The 17,028-nt window shown below is 45.5% G+C and carries 17 protein-coding genes; 16 read left to right on the forward strand and 1 reads right to left on the reverse strand.

The genetic code is table 11. From position 1 onward, the window contains the following. Window positions 1-138: 138 nt before the first annotated feature. The 7 genes from H8S88_RS08915 (at window position 139) to H8S88_RS08945 (ending at window position 6,573) form a co-directional block, all read left to right on the forward strand. Window positions 139-1,455: an extracellular solute-binding protein gene (locus tag H8S88_RS08915; RefSeq protein ID WP_048788697.1), complete on the forward strand. Its 1,317-nt coding sequence runs from the start codon at window positions 139-141 to the stop codon at window positions 1,453-1,455. A 203-nt stretch (window positions 1,456-1,658) separates the two neighbouring features. Continuing rightward, window positions 1,659-2,546, forward strand: coding sequence for a carbohydrate ABC transporter permease (locus H8S88_RS08920; RefSeq protein ID WP_048788696.1), 888 nt, complete (start codon window positions 1,659-1,661; stop codon window positions 2,544-2,546). Between the two features lie 15 nt (window positions 2,547-2,561). Beyond that, window positions 2,562-3,401 carry a carbohydrate ABC transporter permease gene (locus tag H8S88_RS08925; protein ID WP_048788695.1) on the forward strand — a complete coding sequence of 280 codons (840 nt, stop codon included), beginning with the start codon at window positions 2,562-2,564 and terminating at the stop codon, window positions 3,399-3,401. 163 nt (window positions 3,402-3,564) lie between these two features. Further along, window positions 3,565-4,017 (forward strand): YhcH/YjgK/YiaL family protein, encoded by a 453-nt coding sequence (locus H8S88_RS08930; RefSeq protein ID WP_061564586.1) that lies wholly within the window; start codon window positions 3,565-3,567, stop codon window positions 4,015-4,017. Window positions 4,018-4,038: 21 nt separating this feature from the next. Further along, a complete protein-coding gene (locus H8S88_RS08935) occupies window positions 4,039-4,686 on the forward strand; it encodes a YesL family protein (RefSeq protein ID WP_061564587.1) in 648 nt (215 codons plus the stop codon). 45 nt (window positions 4,687-4,731) lie between these two features. Then, window positions 4,732-5,649, forward strand: a complete 918-nt coding sequence (locus H8S88_RS08940; RefSeq protein WP_125336211.1) for a dihydrodipicolinate synthase family protein — start codon at window positions 4,732-4,734, stop codon at window positions 5,647-5,649. Between the two features lie 30 nt (window positions 5,650-5,679). Next, a complete protein-coding gene (locus tag H8S88_RS08945; protein WP_125336212.1) occupies window positions 5,680-6,573 on the forward strand; it encodes an ROK family protein in 894 nt (297 codons plus the stop codon). 639 nt (window positions 6,574-7,212) lie between these two features. Here the strand turns inward: H8S88_RS08945 and H8S88_RS08950 are convergent. Continuing rightward, a complete protein-coding gene (locus H8S88_RS08950; RefSeq protein WP_048789848.1) occupies window positions 7,213-8,052 on the reverse strand; it encodes a MurR/RpiR family transcriptional regulator in 840 nt (279 codons plus the stop codon). 267 nt (window positions 8,053-8,319) lie between these two features. Here H8S88_RS08950 and H8S88_RS08955 point away from each other — a divergent pair, with 267 nt between their 5' ends. From H8S88_RS08955 to H8S88_RS08995, 9 genes are all read left to right on the forward strand, one after another. Continuing rightward, on the forward strand, window positions 8,320-8,643 hold the full coding sequence (locus tag H8S88_RS08955) for a hypothetical protein (RefSeq protein WP_125336213.1): 324 nt from the start codon (window positions 8,320-8,322) through the stop codon (window positions 8,641-8,643). After that, the gene (locus tag H8S88_RS08960) at window positions 8,633-10,582 is read left to right on the forward strand and encodes a V-type ATP synthase subunit I (protein ID WP_236128262.1); all 1,950 of its coding nucleotides are present in this window, start codon (window positions 8,633-8,635) and stop codon (window positions 10,580-10,582) included. The genes H8S88_RS08955 and H8S88_RS08960 overlap by 11 nt, the downstream gene beginning before the upstream one ends. Before the next feature lie 41 nt (window positions 10,583-10,623). Next, complete coding sequence (locus H8S88_RS08965; RefSeq protein WP_023024938.1) at window positions 10,624-11,103, forward strand: V-type ATP synthase subunit K; 480 nt, start codon at window positions 10,624-10,626, stop codon at window positions 11,101-11,103. 85 nt (window positions 11,104-11,188) lie between these two features. Then, window positions 11,189-11,779 (forward strand): hypothetical protein, encoded by a 591-nt coding sequence (locus H8S88_RS08970; RefSeq protein WP_236128263.1) that lies wholly within the window; start codon window positions 11,189-11,191, stop codon window positions 11,777-11,779. Between the two features lie 8 nt (window positions 11,780-11,787). Beyond that, window positions 11,788-12,798, forward strand: a complete 1,011-nt coding sequence (locus H8S88_RS08975; RefSeq protein ID WP_236128264.1) for a V-type ATPase subunit — start codon at window positions 11,788-11,790, stop codon at window positions 12,796-12,798. Next, window positions 12,788-13,108, forward strand: coding sequence for a V-type ATP synthase subunit F (locus H8S88_RS08980; protein WP_236128265.1), 321 nt, complete (start codon window positions 12,788-12,790; stop codon window positions 13,106-13,108). Before H8S88_RS08975 ends, H8S88_RS08980 begins: the two co-directional genes overlap by 11 nt. Beyond that, on the forward strand, window positions 13,105-13,809 hold the full coding sequence (locus H8S88_RS08985; protein ID WP_236128266.1) for a GNAT family N-acetyltransferase: 705 nt from the start codon (window positions 13,105-13,107) through the stop codon (window positions 13,807-13,809). Before H8S88_RS08980 ends, H8S88_RS08985 begins: the two co-directional genes overlap by 4 nt. A gap of 33 nt (window positions 13,810-13,842) precedes the next feature. Next, window positions 13,843-15,633 (forward strand): V-type ATP synthase subunit A, encoded by a 1,791-nt coding sequence (locus H8S88_RS08990; RefSeq protein WP_236128267.1) that lies wholly within the window; start codon window positions 13,843-13,845, stop codon window positions 15,631-15,633. After that, on the forward strand, window positions 15,620-17,017 hold the full coding sequence (locus H8S88_RS08995; protein ID WP_048690706.1) for a V-type ATP synthase subunit B: 1,398 nt from the start codon (window positions 15,620-15,622) through the stop codon (window positions 17,015-17,017). The genes H8S88_RS08990 and H8S88_RS08995 overlap by 14 nt, the downstream gene beginning before the upstream one ends. Window positions 17,018-17,028: the final 11 nt, after the last annotated feature.

Consider the following 17,028-nt stretch of genomic DNA (forward strand, 5'->3'; position numbering starts at 1 on the left):
AGAACAGCAAAAAGAGACAAGGAGGAAGCTAGGAAGAGAGAAGTCACCCAGTATAAAAGAAAATATTTAATGACCACTGTCCTCGGTGAGGATACACTAAGTAAGAGAAATCTTACCGCAAACGTGAGGAGAAATCACATGAAAATGAAAAAAGTACTGTACTCGTTGGTAGCTGGTGCAGCGGTGCTAGCACTTGCAGCTTGTGGATCTGGAGGAGGATCTAAGTCTGAATCTTCAAGTGACAATTCTGGTAAAACAGAAATCACTTGGTGGGCCTTCCCAGTCTTTACACAAGAAAAAGCTGAAGATGGCGTAGGAACTTACGAAAAATCAATTATCGAAGCTTTCGAAAAAGCTAATCCAGATATCAAAGTTAAACTAGAAACCATCGACTTCAAATCTGGTCCTGAAAAGATCACTACTGCCATCGAAGCTGGAACTGCTCCAGACGTTCTCTTTGACGCACCAGGGCGGATTATTCAATACGGTAAAAATGGTAAATTGGCTGACTTGAACGACCTCTTTACTGAAGATTTTGTAAAAGATGTCAACAACGACAATATCATCCAAGCTAGCAAGGCCGGCGACACTGCTTACATGTACCCAATCAGTTCAGCACCATTCTACATGGCGATGAACAAGAAGATGTTGGAAGATGCAGGAGTTCTAGACCTTGTCAAAGAAGGCTGGACAACAGACGACTTTGAAAAAGTCTTGAAAGCTTTGAAAGACAAAGGTTACACACCAGGATCACTCTTCAGTAACGGTCAAGGTGGAGACCAAGGTACTCGTGCCTTTATCGCTAACCTTTACGGTGGTTCTGTAACAGATGAAAAAGTAACCAAGTATACAACAGATGATCCAAAATTTGTCAAAGGTTTAGAAAAAGCTTCTAAATGGATTGAAGATGGTTTGATGATGAATGGTTCCCAATTCGACGGTGGAGCAGACATCCAAAACTTCGCTAACGGTCAAACTTCTTACACCATCTTGTGGGCACCTTCACAAAACGGTATCCAAGCTAAATTGTTGGAAGCAAGTAAAGTTGAAGTAGTCGAAGTACCATTCCCATCTGATAGCGGTAAACCAAAATTGGAATACCTTGTCAATGGTTTTGCAGTCTTCAACAACAAGGATGAAAAGAAAGTAGCAGCAGCTAAGAAATTTGTTCAATTCATCGCAGACGACAAAGAATGGGGTCCTAAGAACGTTGTTCGTACAGGTGCCTTCCCAGTTCGTAGTTCATTTGGTAAATTGTATGATGACAAACGGATGGAAACCATCAGTACTTGGACTCAATACTACTCACCATACTACAACACAATCGACGGCTTTGCAGAAATGCGTACACTTTGGTTCCCAATGTTGCAATCTGTTTCAAACGGGGATGAAAAAGCAGAACCAGCTTTGAAGACCTTTACTGAAAAAGCAAACGAAACGATCAAGAAAAAATAGATCATCTATGAAACTCAAATGATCCTTTCATAGAAATAAGAAAGCATAGGCCCCCTCGATTTCTTATCTCCATGTGTAGATTGAAAGAGGGGGCCTTCGTGTTTTCGCTCTCCTAATTATCATATGTAGGAAAGGGCAGTGCTATCCGTTCCACATAGGAATCAAGGAAAAAATAGAAAAAGAACATCAGGAGGTGCCTTATTGTGAAGGTAAACAAAATCCGAATGAGGGAGACGCTGGTTTCCTACGCATTCTTAGCACCCATTTTAATCTTCTTTATTGTCTTTGTATTAGCACCAATGATTATGGGGTTTGTCACTAGTTTCTTCAACTACTCGATGACCTCCTTCAAATTTGTTGGTCTTGAAAATTATTCCCGCATGTTTGCGGATAAGGTCTTTATCAAGTCCTTGATCAATACTGTCATCATCGTTATCGGATCCGTTCCAATCGTAGTATTGTTCTCCTTGTTTGTGGCTTCTCAGACCTACCATCAAAATGCCATTGCGCGTTCCTTCTACCGTTTCGTCTTCTTCCTTCCTGTAGTTACAGGGAGTGTAGCCGTTACAGTGGTATGGAAATGGATCTACGATCCACTATCTGGTATTTTGAACTTCGTCCTTAAATCTGGTCATGTTATCCAACAAAATATTTCTTGGTTGGGAGATAAGAACTGGGCTTTGATGGCCATTATTGTCATCTTATTGACAACCTCTGTTGGTCAACCGATCATCCTCTACATCGCAGCTATGGGAAATATTGATAACTCTCTCGTAGAAGCAGCGCGTGTGGATGGTGCGACAGAACTTCAAGTTTTCTGGAAGATCAAATGGCCAAGCTTATTGCCAACAACTTTGTACATTGCGATCATTACGACCATTAACTCTTTCCAATGTTTCGCCTTGATCCAATTGTTGACATCTGGTGGTCCTAACTACTCAACGAGTACCCTTATGTACTACCTCTATGAAAAAGCCTTTAAACTCTCTGAATACGGTTATGCCAACACCATGGGTGTCTTCCTTGCGGTGATGATTGCCATTATCAGTTTTGCGCAATTCAAGATCCTTGGAAACGACGTAGAATACTAAAGAAAGGAGTCTCAGATGAAATCAACACAAAAGAAACCAATTACTGCCTTTACAGTGATTTCTACCATCGTTTTGCTCCTTTTGACAGTTTTGTTCATTTTCCCATTCTATTGGATTTTGACAGGGGCCTTTAAGTCTCAACCAGATACCATTATGATCCCACCTCAGTGGTGGCCAAAGACACCAACTATGGAAAACTTCCAACAATTGATGGTTCAAAACCCAGCCCTGCAATGGTTGTGGAACAGTGTCTTTATTTCCCTTGCTACCATGCTTTTGGTATGTATGACGTCTTCTTTGGCGGGCTATGTCCTGGCTAAGAAACGTTTCTATGGGCAACGAATTCTCTTTGCTATCTTTATCGCAGCCATGGCCCTTCCAAAACAAGTTGTCTTGGTTCCATTGGTGCGCATTATCAACTTTATGGGAATCCACGACACCCTTGCAGCGGTTATCTTACCGCTGGTCGGATGGCCATTCGGGGTCTTCTTGATGAAACAATTTAGTGAAAACATCCCAACAGAACTCTTAGAATCTGCTAAGATCGATGGTTGTGGAGAGTTACGGACTTTCTGGAGCGTTGCCTTCCCAATTGTCAAGCCGGGATTTGCAGCCCTTGCCATCTTTACCTTCATCAACACCTGGAACGACTACTTTATGCAATTGGTAATGCTGACCTCTCGTCAAAACTTGACTATTTCACTAGGGGTTGCGACCATGCAGGCTGAAATGGCCACCAACTATGGCTTGATCATGGCTGGAGCAGCTTTGGCTGCGGTGCCAATCGTTACGGTCTTCCTGGTTTTCCAAAAATCCTTCACTCAAGGGATTACCATGGGAGCGGTCAAAGGATAAGTCGTCTGCTTGGACAAATGATAGTTGTGTACAGATACTTTTTTCTAGGCTGAGAGGTGTGGGATTTTGCGAGCTCCACACCTCATCGTGCCCTAGAAGGGGCTAGGGAAGAAATCACTTGTTTTCTTTTCTTGTCGCTAAGAAGTGTCGAAAGGAAAAGTGTATGATATTTGATGATTTAAAAAACATCACCTTTTACAAAGGGATCCATCCCAATCTAGATCAGGCCATTGATTTTCTCTATGAGCATCGGAAGGATTCTTTTGAATTAGGGAGATACGACATTGATGGAGATAAGGTCTTTCTCGTCGTTCAAGAAAACACCCTCAATAAAGAAGAAAGCAATCGCTTTGAGCATCACAAAAAATATGCCGATTTGCATTTTTTGGTAGAAGGACATGAGTTTTCGAGTTATGGATCTCGTGTGACAGGTGAGGCGCTCGCCTTTGATGAAGCATCGGACATCGGTTTTGTCCATTGCCAGGAGTCTTATCCACTTCATCTGGGGTATCATAATTTTGCGATTTTCTTCCCAGGGGAACCTCATCAGCCCAATGGCTATGCGGATCAAGAAGAAGTCGTTCGAAAACATTTAGTGAAAATTTTAATCGATTAAGAGAGTCAGAAAGGAGACGGTATGTCACAAAGAGAAACAGGATTGATCAAAACAGTTTTTAATACTGACAATCTGGTGATGCGAATCAGCGAGAAAATAGCGGACTTAGTCACAGTCAATCTTCTTTTTGTGCTGAGCTGTCTGCCGATTGTCACCATCGGGATCGCAAAGATTAGTTTGTATCAAACGGTTTTTGCCATCAAACACCAGCGTCGCCTACCAGTCATTCGGACCTACATCAGCGCCTTTCGTGAAAATTGGAAGTTGGGCCTTCAGCTCGGAGGGATAGAGTTGCTCATTTCAGGGATCTGTCTCTTTGACTTGTTCCTCTTTTGGAGCCAGACAGCCTTGCCAATGCAGGTGTTAAAAGCTGTTTGTCTAGGGCTCTTTATCTTCCTAGTTCTGGTCATGCTAGCGGCCTATCCAATTGCGGCGCGTTATCGATTGACTTGGACAGAGTGTCTACAAAAAGCTCTGATTGTATCCGGTTTGTATTTCCCATGGTTCTTCGTTATGGGGGCTCTCTTGTTGCTAGTAGCTATGGTGTTTGTGACTTCTGTCTTAAGCTTTTTACTAGGACTCATGGTCTTCTTCTTGATTGGTTTTTCTAGCCTGACCTTCCTACAGGTTGGATTGATGGAAAAGATATTTGCTCGTTTTAAAGAATAAAAAAGAAAAATAGGATTTGGTAAACATTCGTGAAAGGAGAAAAGAATGTCAGATTTAAAAAAATATGAAGGAGTCATCCCGGCTTTTTATGCCTGCTATGATGACCAAGGAGAAATTAGCCCGGAGCGGGTACGTGCGCTGGTAGAATATTTTATCGCGAAAGGTGTGCAGGGCTTGTATGTCAACGGATCTTCCGGAGAATGTATCTACCAGAGCGTAGCCGATCGCAAGCTGGTCTTAGAAGAAGTCATGGCAGTGGCTAAAGGAAAATTGACCATCATCGCTCACGTGGCCTGCAACAATACCAAGGACAGCGTGGAATTGGCACGACATGCAGAAGAGCTAGGAGTAGATGCCATTGCGGCCATTCCGCCAATTTATTTCCGCTTGCCAGAATACAGTGTTGCCCACTACTGGAATGAAATCAGCGCAGCAGCACCAAACACAGACTTTGTCATCTATAATATCCCGCAATTGGCAGGGGTAGCTTTGACACCGAGTCTGTATACAGAAATGTTGAAAAACCCACGTGTGATTGGGGTCAAGAATTCCTCTATGCCTGTTCAGGATATTCAGACCTTTGCTTCTTTGGGAGGCGATGACCATATCGTCTTTAATGGTCCAGATGAACAATTCTTAGGTGGCCGTCTTATGGGAGCAGGAGCTGGTATTGGGGGAACCTATGGTGCTATGCCAGAGCTCTTCTTGAAACTCAATCAGCTGATTGCTGAGAAAGACTTGGAAACTGCGCGTGCCTTGCAATTTGCCATCAATGGTATTATCGGAGTCTTGACGTCTGCTCATGGAAACATGTATGGCGTCATTAAAGAAGTCTTGCGGATCAATGAAGGTCTAGAACTGGGATCTGTTCGGAGTCCATTAAGTCCAGTAACTGAAGGAGACCAGGAAGTGGTTCAAAAAGCAGCTAGCTTAATCCGTGAAGTCAAGGAACGTTTCCTTTAAAAAAGAGTGTAAATCGGAAAGGAGAGGTGTATGGCCTATTACCTAGCGATTGATATCGGTGGGACCAATATCAAATATGGTCTGATTGATGAAGCAGAGAATTTGATTGAGTCGCATGAAATGCCGACAGAAGCTGAAAAAGGGGGACCTGGGATTCTAGGGAAAACCAAAGCTTTAGTAGAATCTTACCTCGAAGAAAATACCATCCTTGGAGTCTGTATTTCGTCAGCTGGGATGGTTGACCCCGATAAGGGGGAAATCTTTTATGCAGGCCCTCAGATTCCCAATTATGCAGGAACACAGTTCAAAAAAGAAATTGAAGAGACCTATCAAATCCCCTGCGAAATTGAAAATGACGTCAACTGTGCTGGTTTAGCAGAAGTCATGTCAGGGAATGGCCAGGGTGCTCAAGTTGCCGTCTGTTTAACGGTCGGTACTGGCATTGGTGGCTGTCTCTTGATCAATGGGGAGATTTTCCATGGCTTTAGCAATTCTGCTTGCGAGGTAGGTTACCTTCATCTTCAAGATGGCGCCTTCCAAGATTTGGCCTCGACGACAGCTTTGGTTGAATATGTTGCCAAGCAGCATGGGGATCCTGTTGAACAATGGAGTGGTCGTCGCATATTCAAGGAAGCGACCCAAGGAAATACCATCTGTATGGCAGGAATCGATCGCATGGTCGACTACCTGGGCAAGGGGCTTGCCAATATCTGTTATGTTGTCAATCCTCAAGTAGTCATTCTTGGTGGTGGAGTCATGGGACAGGAAGCCATTTTGAAACCAAAAATTTCAGCTGCCCTCAAATACTCCCTCGTTCCAAGCCTAGCGGACAAGACGCAATTGGAGTTTGCGCATCATCAAAATACGGCAGGGATGATAGGAGCTTACTACCATTTCAAACAACAACAAGCCAGACGGAATTAAATCAAAAATGCTCACCACTTAGGTGAGCATTTTTGATTGAAAATAAAGTCTTCTGAAAAACTTTCCTTAGGTGAGTACGGACGTCAGCGAACTTCGAAGAAGTTCTATGACTAAATTAAGATACAAAGGGCGTCTGCGGATAAAGTCAAAATAGGGAGCAGGACAGAAGCACTGTTGTATGGGATTGCTTCGTTGTCCTGCCCCCACAAGGCTGATTAGGATTCTTCCGAGCTGAAAGGTGAGAGAAGAATTCAATCAGCTACTGTGTCTTGGATTTAGTACTAATACATTTGCACTTTTTGACACAATCCGCAGCCCGTGTTCAATTAATTTTGAGCTTCTTCGTTCTTTAATTTCCGGGATCAGGCTAAAACAGTTTCCCAAACTGTTTTACTCCCAAAACTCCCGAGTTCCTGAAACACTTGTGTTTCAGGAACTTTTCTCACAGCGGAAAGTTTTTAATCTTCTTAAATGACTATAAATATAAGTCATTTTTTGAAAAGTATCTAGCCGTTTTATGTAAAACAATAGTTTGTCTACATTCAAAAAATGCTCACCTAAGTGGTGAGCATCATTTTTTTAGAAAAAAACCAGAATGCAGAGGAAAAGATCCTCAGCTCCTGGTGATAAATCAGAAGACTAGCGTCTACGTGAATCGTAGCCATTGAGTTTTTTGTTTTCCCAATAGCTATTGAAAATTCTTTCTTTACGCTCCCGATCCATTTCGAGAAAGTGAGCATAGATTAAATCAATCGTGGTTAAGAAGGGAAGGGTTGCCGTAATACGGTCGATATAGGTGCTTCCAGGTAGGGGAGCAACTGGTAAAATTTCTGTAAAGTCATCTTTGATAGCGTCTGGTTGAGCAGTGAGAAGAACGGTTTTTGCTCCCATTTCTTGAGCATCCAGGAGGCTGTGGATAATCGAGCGTGTAGTTCCCGATAGAGAGAAGGCAATGACTAGGCAGGATTTATCCAAGATACTGGTCGTCCATGCAAAGCCGTCTTGATCGGTTAGGGCCTCGCAAACAACGCCCAGTCGGAGGAAGCGAAGTTTCATCTCGGAGGCGACTAGACCGGAGCTTCCTTTTCCAAAGAAGTAGACCCGATCTGCTTGAGTGATTAAGTTGGCGACTTCTTTGATTTGGTCATCTTTTGCTAGGGTTTCTGTAACCTGAAGGACCTGCTGGTAGCGACGCAAGACATCCTGGGTTAGTTCGTCGTGTGGGGATTGTTGCTTTTGAGATTTGGTTTCTTCGTTAAAGTGATAAATAAATTCACGGTAGCCTGTGAAGCCACACTTTTGGGAAAAACGGGTCAAAGCAGCTTTTGATACATGCAAAAGTTCCGTCACTCTAGACGAGGAAAGAGAGTGTTGCTGCGCTTCAGGAGATAAAAAATAGCGGGCAATGTCTAACTCTAGCTCCGTCATTTCTTCTTGATGGCTCTTAATAATGCTTCGGAGATCACGATCTTGTTTCACAGCAGTCCTCCTTTCAACCTAGGTTACACCTGGAGAAAATCCTATAATATATTTCACAGTATAACATAAAAAGCTGTGATATACAAGGAATACGACCAGCGAACGACTGAAAGAAGGAACAGAATCCGCATCTTTTTTGAATCACCTTTGTTAAAAAAATAACCTCTGGAAACAAAGGAAAGACGCTGAAAAAAGTTTATGAAATATGTTATAATTTACACAAGAATTTGTTCCTTCTCATAAAGGAAGAGGTAAGGAGGTGGAGTGATGGCCAACGCAACTCTCGAAATGATGCAAGAGATTGAAATGGCAGCAGAAGCCGTTGTCACAAGTTACGAGGATCAGGTCCAAGATTTGCGCCAACAGCTAGGTGATCACCTACAGGAGGTAGCAGCATCCTATGACAAAGAGACTGCTAAGCTGGTCGCAGAGCGGGAAGAGTCCTCGAAAGCAACGATTGCTAGCTTGGAAGCTGACCTGGCAGTGACCAGTCAACGCAATGACGAAAAGGTGCAGCAAGCCATGACAGATAAGCGTGCAGCTTTGGTAGACGAAATTGTAGAAAAGGTGGTAGCAACCTATGGCAATTAGTCCAATGCAACACCTTTCTCTGGTTTTGCCCACAAATCTAATGGACGAGCTTCTCTTGTCGCTCCAGTCAGAGGAATCCGTCCAAATCTATGATTTGAGCGAGCAAGAGGATTGGCAAGTTGCCTTTCAGACGAGTGATGGGTCCAAAGGATCAGCTCTAAGAATGGATGAACTAAGACGTCGAGAAGAGCAGTTAGAAAAGGCCATACAGGCCCTGGAGCCTTTTATTCCTCAGAAGAAGGGATTAGAAAAACTAAAAGAAGCTCCCTTGTCCTTGTCTTTTCACGATTTAGAGTCTCATGGGGTCATCCGTGATGAGCAACGTCTTTTACAATACGTACAAAAACAATTGGCTGTCTTAGCAAAGGCTCGGGATCGCATCCAGCAAGCCCAAGAAGAAATCGCCTCTTTAGAAAAATGGACTGCCTTGACGACAACACCTGACCAGCTCAAGCGTTTCCGTTATGTTCGTGGCTTAATCGGTACCATTCCGAATAGTGAACAGGATCAGGCGCGACAAGCCTTACTGGCTCATCCAGATGTAGAAGTTGATGTGGTCTTCAGCTCGGAAACGGAGCATGGGGTAGTAGTCTTGTATAAGTCTGGGGATTTAACAGACCTTCAAGATACGCTGACTAGTTCGCATTTCAAAGAGTTTGACTACCAAGGAGAGACCCTACCAAAAGAACGTTTGGAGCAACTCAAGAGAGAGATTAAAGAACAAGGTGCTGTCGAAGCAGCTACGTTGGAAACGCTCAGTCAAGCCAAGGAAGACCTTAATCAACTCAAGTACCAACTCGATTATGTCTTGAGTCTAGGGGCCCGGGAAGAGGCCAAAGGCTCTCTTGCCAGTACAGCTCATCTAGTCGCATTAGAAGGGTGGATTGAAACTGCTCAACTCGATGCTTTAAAAGCCAAACTTCAAAAGGAGTTTGGGAACCAAGTCGTCTTGCAGACACGTGAAGTCGCTCAAGAAGAATGGGACCAGGTACCAATCAAACTGAAAAACAATGCCTTGGTGGAGCCCTTCGAGTTAGTGACAGAAATGTATGCCTTGCCTAAGTATTACGAGAAAGATCCGACACCAATCGTCTCTCTCTTCTACTTTGTTTTCTTCGGCATGATGGTAGCAGATATCGGCTATGGTCTCTTGTTGACGTTGGCAACTGGTTTTGCTCTAAAGGCCTTCCAGCTTCAGCCGAGCGCAGCAAAAAACCTTCGCTTTTTCTGCCTTTTAGGAATCTCGGTAGCCCTTTGGGGAGTCGTCTACGGTTCCTTCTTCGGCTTTGAGATGCCCTTTGCTTTGATCAGTACGACGACCAATGCCATGACCATCTTGATATTATCAGTTATCTTTGGTTTCATCACCGTTTTGGTCGGTCTCTTCCTAGGTGGAATGAAGAACGTTCGCCTGAAAGACTATACGGAAGCCTACAACGCAGGCTTTGCCTGGGTCTTGATCTTGTTAGGCTTGATGCTCTTAGCAGTCGGAAACATCCTACCAGGTTTATCCTATCTAGTCCCCATTGGCCAGTGGCTAGCCATTCTCAATGCGATTGGCATTTTGGTCGTGTCCATTGTTAGTGCAAAGAAATTATCAGGACTTGCAGCAGGTCTCTTTAATCTTTACAACGTCAGTGGCTATGTCGGAGACTTGGTCAGCTTTACTCGTTTGATGGCGCTTGGTTTATCAGGGGCCAGCATCGGTTCAGCCTTTAACCTGATTGTCAATCTCTTCCCAACTCTGGGACGATTCACCGTCGGCCTTGTCCTCTTTGTCCTCCTCCATGCCATCAACATGTTCCTGTCCTTTTTATCAGGCTATGTGCATGGAGCGCGTTTGATCTTTGTCGAGTTCTTTGGCAAGTTCTACGAGGGTGGTGGCAAGCCCTTCCGACCTCTAAAACCGTCGGAACGCTATGTCAAAACAAAAAAATAATTCAGTAAATCAATCATAAAAAATTTTATAGGAGTATATTCATGGAATCTTTAGCTTCATATTTCTCAACCCATGGGGGTGCCTTCTTTGCAGCACTTGGTGTAGCCATTGCAGTGGCTCTTAGTGGAATGGGTTCAGCCCTCGGTGTTGGTAAGACTGGTCAGGCAGCTGCCGCACTCTTGAAAGAACAGCCAGAAAAATTTGCCCAAGCCTTGATCTTGCAATTGTTGCCAGGTACACAAGGTTTGTACGGTTTCGTTATCGGGATCTTGATTTGGTTGCAAATTAAGCCAGATATGGCTCTTGAAACAGGAGTTGCTTACTTCTTCACAGCCCTTCCAGTAGCGATTGTCGGCTATTTCTCAGCGAAACACCAAGGAAATGTCGCAACTGCTGGGATGCAAATCTTGGCAAAACGTCCAGAAGACATGATGAAAGGGGTTATCCTTGCGGCCATGGTTGAAACCTATGCCATCTTGGCCTTCGTTGTGTCCTTCCTTTTGACTCTTCGCGTCGGCTAATCTAGACACACCTCAGTCAAAGAAGAGGAATGTTCTCTTCGTCTATTATCGGTGGTGAAGAACTCCAAAGGAGGAAATAAAAACAATGACGGATTATTCCCAATTAAAGGATTCCATCCTTGAACAGGCCCATGAAAAAGGCCGGAAATTAGTGGCAGAAGCGACGGCCAAGGTTCAAGCAGAGTCCCAGTTGCAGGAAGCTCGTTTGGTAGAAGAAAAGTTACACCAACGGGCGGTTCAATTGCAGACCATTGAGCGCTGCTTGCAACGTGAAAGCCAACAAATCGAAAATCAAAAGCGCCAATCGACATTGGTCACCAAGCAACGGGTCTTAAAAGAGTTGTTTGCGGATGCCTACCAGAAAATGGCGACTTGGTCACGCCAAGAAGAGCTCGCATTTCTGCATCGCATTCTTCCTCGCTATGCAGATCAAGCAATGGTCTTAACGTTTGGTGCTGTGACGGCAGAAAAATTGACAGATCAAGATCGTCAGGATTTGATAGAGGCCTATCCACAGCTTCAATTAGTGAAAGAAACACTTGCCCAAGAGGCTGGTTTTGTCCTTTCCTTTGGCAAAGTGGATGCCAGCTACCTCTACCGTGATTTGGTTGATGCTGTACGGGAGGAGCAAAGCTTCCATATGGCAGCCAGCATTTTTAAAGAAGAGAAAAACTAGGAGGGGCTATGAGTGAACGGACGTATTCTCAAGTAAATACCGGGATTAGTGTACGTGAAGCTAGTTTTTTGAGCCCGGCTCAGTTTGATGCCCTTCTGAATAGCTCCGATGCAGAAGCGCGTGCTAATCTCTTGCAAGGGACGGCCTATGCCTTGGAGGCAGATCAACTGCGTCAAGTCCAAGTGGTCGAGCAAGCCTTGATGAAGCACCTTCTGGCAGAGTACGATTGGGCTTATCAAGTAGCTCCGAACTCTGCGGTAGTCGACCTCTTTGCCCTCAAGTACACCTATCACAATCTCAAGGTCTTTTTGAAAGAGCGAGCAACGGGGCGAGATTTGAACTTCCTATTATTGGATGCAGGTCCCTATTCCTTAGCAGTTCTTGAACAAGTAGCCAAGACCTTTTCTTCAGAGAACTGCCCAGAGTTTATGGCTCAAGAAGTCGCAGCGACCTGGCAGGAATATGTCGACTATCAGGACATTCGGGTTCTGGAGATCGGCATGGATCTGGCCTACTTTGATCATCTCAAACGCTTGGCGAAAGACTTAGACCATCCCCTTTTAAAATCCTTGGTCACCTTGACCATTGATTGTTACAATGTCATCACAGTTGAACGAGCCCTCAGTTTGAAAAAGCCAAACAGCTTCATGAAGCAACTCTTGTCCGATGCAGGGACCCTCTCAGCAAGAGAAGTCATCCAGTGCGTCGAGCAGGGCAACCTCATCAGTTGGTTCCAACAAGTCAATCCCTTGCCTTATGATGTGGAATTGACACAGTATGAGGAGCAGATGCGAGCAGGCAGAGTAACTGCTGAGACAGTGGAATACCTGGAGCATGTGCTTAAGTACCGAATATTGGAACAAGCTTCCTTTGAGACAGACGGGCCCTTGCCTTTAGCTCGCTATCTCTTTGGAAAAGAGATGGAGGTGAAGAACCTTCGTTTGGTCTTGACGGGTCTGGATAATCAGCTCCCGATTGACAAAATAAAAGAAAGGATGAGACCAATCTATGGCCAGTAAAACGCAAAAAATTGCCGTTGTGGGAAACCGAGATGCCATCCTTCCTTTTCAAATGATTGGCTTTCAGACCTTTCCCGTAGCAGAGGCTCAGGAAACCATCAATACCTTACGTCACTTGAGCCAAGAAGATTTTGGCATCATCTATCTGACGGAGGATATGGCTCAGGAAATCCCAGATACCATTGCCCACTATGATCGCCAAGTAACCCCAGCCGTCATCTTGATCCCTACTCATAAGGGAACGACTGGACTGGGCCAACAGCGGATTCGTGATAATGTCGAAAAAGCAGTAGGACAGGATATTTTATGAGAACAAATGAATTTGGCCAAGCGATTGGCGATGCACTGCCGGATTTTACATCGGGGCGTCTGCCAGCTATTGAGCGGATTGAAGGTCGCTATACTGTGATCGAACGCCTCTCAAAAGAAAAACATGGAGCAGATCTTTATCAGGTCTACGGGCCGGACTCTCCAGCAGCGATGCGGACCTTTCTGTTCAAAGGCCCTGCCCGCAATGAAGAGGAGTGGGACCGCTTATTAGATGATCTCATGACAGATCAAGGTCGCTTTTACTATGCGATTGTAGACAAAGATTCAGGCAAGGCTTTGGGGACTTTCTCTCTCATGCGGATCGATCAAGCTAATCGGGTGATCGAAGTCGGAGCAGTGACCTACTCACCAGCGCTCCAAAAAACACGCATGGCTACGGAAGCCCAGTATCTCTTAGCGGGCTACGTGTTTGAAGATTTAGGCTACCGCCGCTATGAGTGGAAATGCGATGCCTTAAACCAAGCATCTCGCAAAGCAGCTGAGCGCTTAGGATTCACCTATGAAGGCTGTTTCCGTCAGGCTGTTGTTTATAAAGGTCGGACCCGTGATACAGACTGGTTGTCTATCATTGACCAAGAATGGCCAGCTATCAAACAGCGCTTCGAAGCCTGGTTGGATCCAAGCAATTTCGATGCCAATGGTCAACAAAAGCAAGCTCTAAGAGAGATAGCGCAAAAGTAAAACAAAGAAACAAAGGATTCCCAGGAGGAATACATGACTCAAGGAAAAATTATTAAAGTTTCCGGTCCCTTGGTGGTCGCATCAGGGATGCAGGAGGCCAATATCCAAGATATTTGCCGGGTCGGCGATCTTGGTTTGATTGGCGAAATTATTGAGATGCGGCGTGACGAAGCCTCTATCCAAGTATATGAAGAAACGTCTGGAGTCGGTCCAGGAGAACCAGTAGTAACAACCGGAGCTCCCCTCTCTGTCGAGTTAGGACCAGGCTTGATTTCTCAGATGTTTGACGGGATCCAACGTCCCTTGGAACGTTTCCAAGAAGTCACTTCCAGTGACTTCCTTATTCGTGGGGTGCAAGTTCCAAATCTAGACCGTGACACCAAATGGACCTTCGAACCAAGCGTGGCAGAAGGGACAGAGGTAGTTGCCGGAGACATCGTCGGTACCGTTCAAGAGACCAATATGGTGGAACACCGTATTATGGTGCCCTTCGGTGTCAGTGGACGTGTGACCAAGATCGCAGCAGGTTCTTACACAGTAGAAGAGCCGGTTTATGAGATCGAGCAGGCTGATGGTAGCCTCTTTACTGGTACTTTGATGCAAAAATGGCCGGTTCGTCGAGGCCGTCCCTTTGCACAAAAACTGATTCCAGTAGAGCCTTTGGTTACAGGCCAACGGGTCATCGATACCTTCTTCCCTGTGACTAAGGGTGGAGCTGCAGCTGTTCCTGGTCCTTTCGGAGCTGGGAAAACAGTTGTCCAACACCAGGTGGCCAAGTTTGCCAATGTAGACATCGTAATTTACGTAGGTTGTGGGGAACGTGGAAACGAAATGACGGACGTTCTGAATGAATTTCCAGAATTGATCGATCCGACGACCGGTCAATCCATCATGCAACGGACCGTTTTGATTGCCAACACTTCGAACATGCCGGTGGCAGCGCGTGAGGCTTCCATCTACACAGGGATTACTATTGCTGAATACTTCCGTGATATGGGCTATTCCGTTGCCATCATGGCGGACTCTACTTCTCGTTGGGCAGAAGCTCTCCGTGAAATGTCTGGTCGTCTAGAAGAAATGCCAGGGGATGAAGGCTACCCAGCCTATCTTGGTAGCCGGATTGCTGAATATTACGAGCGCGCAGGTCGGGTTAAGACACTTGGAACCACTGCGCGTGAAGGTTCGATTACCGCCATCGGTGCCGTTTCCCCTCCAGGTGGAGACATTTCAGAGCCGGTGACCCAAAATACCTTGCGGATTGTCAAGGTTTTCTGGGGACTAGATGCTCAGTTGGCCCAACGCCGCCATTTCCCAGCCATCAACTGGTTGAGTTCTTATTCCCTTTACCAAGATGAAGTGGGCCAATATATCGATCAGCATGAGCAGATTAGCTGGGCAGAAAAAGTGACCCGCGCCATGAACCTGTTGCAAAAAGAGAGTGAATTGCAGGAGATTGTGCGTTTGGTTGGTCTGGATTCCCTGTCTGAGAAAGACCGCTTGACCATGAATGCGGCCAAGATGATCCGCGAAGACTACCTGCAACAAAATGCCTTTGATGAGGTCGATACCTATACTTCCTTCAGCAAGCAGGTGGCCTTGTTGACCAACATTTTGACCTTTGACCAAGAAAGTCAAAAAGCGTTGGAATTGGGAGCTTACTTCACAGAAATCATGGAAGGAACTGTAGATCTTCGGGACCGCATTGCCCGGAGCAAGTTCATCCATGAGGATCAGTTGGCCACCATACAAGCTTTAAAAGAAGAAATCGTAGAAACCCTACACCAAATCGTCGCAAAAGGAGGAGTAGACAATGAGCGTGATTAAAGAATACCGTACTGTCAGCGAAGTTGTTGGCCCCTTGATGATTGTCGATCAGGTCGAAGGGGTTCACTACAATGAACTCGTAGAAATCAAGCTTCATGACGGAACGACTCGCCAGGGACAAGTCCTCGAAGTCCAAGAAGATAAGGCCATGGTCCAGCTCTTTGAAGGATCTAGCGGAATCAACTTGGAAAAAGCCAAAGTCCGCTTTACGGGACGTCCCCTAGAACTCCCAGTGTCTGAAGACATGGTGGGACGCATCTTTAACGGGATGGGCAAACCGATCGATGGTGGTCCAGAGATTATCCCAGAGAAGTACTTGGACATTGATGGGCAAGCCATTAACCCTGTTTCGCGGGACTATCCGGATGAATTTATCCAGACAGGGATCTCAGCCATTGACCATTTGAACACCCTAGTTCGGGGGCAAAAGCTTCCAGTCTTCTCAGGTTCTGGTCTTCCTCACAAGGAGTTGGCTGCTCAGATTGCTCGTCAAGCGACGGTGCTTAATTCGGAAGAAAACTTCGCCGTGGTCTTTGCGGCTATGGGGATTACCTTTGAAGAAGCCGAGTTCTTTATGAACGACCTTCGGGAGACAGGTGCGATTGACCGCTCTGTTCTCTTTATCAACCTAGCTAATGACCCCGCTATCGAGCGGATTGCGACTCCTCGGATCGCCTTGACCGCTGCCGAATATTTGGCCTATGAAAAAGACATGCACGTCTTGGTTATCATGACCGATATGACCAACTACTGTGAAGCCCTTCGGGAAGTCTCTGCTGCCCGCCGGGAGGTTCCAGGACGTCGGGGCTATCCAGGTTACCTTTATACTAACCTTTCAACCCTCTATGAACGTGCAGGACGCTTGGTTGGAAAGAAAGGATCTGTGACCCAAATTCCGATCCTCTCCATGCCAGAAGATGACATCACCCACCCAATCCCTGACTTGACAGGCTACATCACAGAAGGTCAGATTATTCTGTCCCGCGATCTCTACAATAGTGGTTACCGCCCACCGATCAATGTTCTTCCATCCCTTTCCCGTTTGAAGGACAAGGGTTCTGGTGAAGGCAAGACTCGGAAAGACCATGCGGCGACCATGAACCAGCTCTTTGCGGCCTATGCCCAAGGGAAACAAGCCAAAGAATTAGCCGTGGTGCTCGGAGAATCCGCCTTGTCCGATACCGACAAACTTTATGTCAAATTTACGGATCGCTTTGAGAAGGAGTACATCAACCAAGGCTTTACCACCAATCGGACCATTCAAGAAAGTCTGGATCTAGGTTGGGAATTGCTGGCTATCCTGCCACGGACAGAGCTCAAGCGGATTAAGGATGACATGATTGACGAATACCTCCCAAAAACTTCTCAGGAAGCACAAGCCTAGGAGTAGAAAGG

The sequence above is a fragment of the Streptococcus sp. GS001 genome, assembly GCF_021595565.1.
Taxonomy (GTDB): domain Bacteria; phylum Bacillota; class Bacilli; order Lactobacillales; family Streptococcaceae; genus Streptococcus; species Streptococcus xiaochunlingii.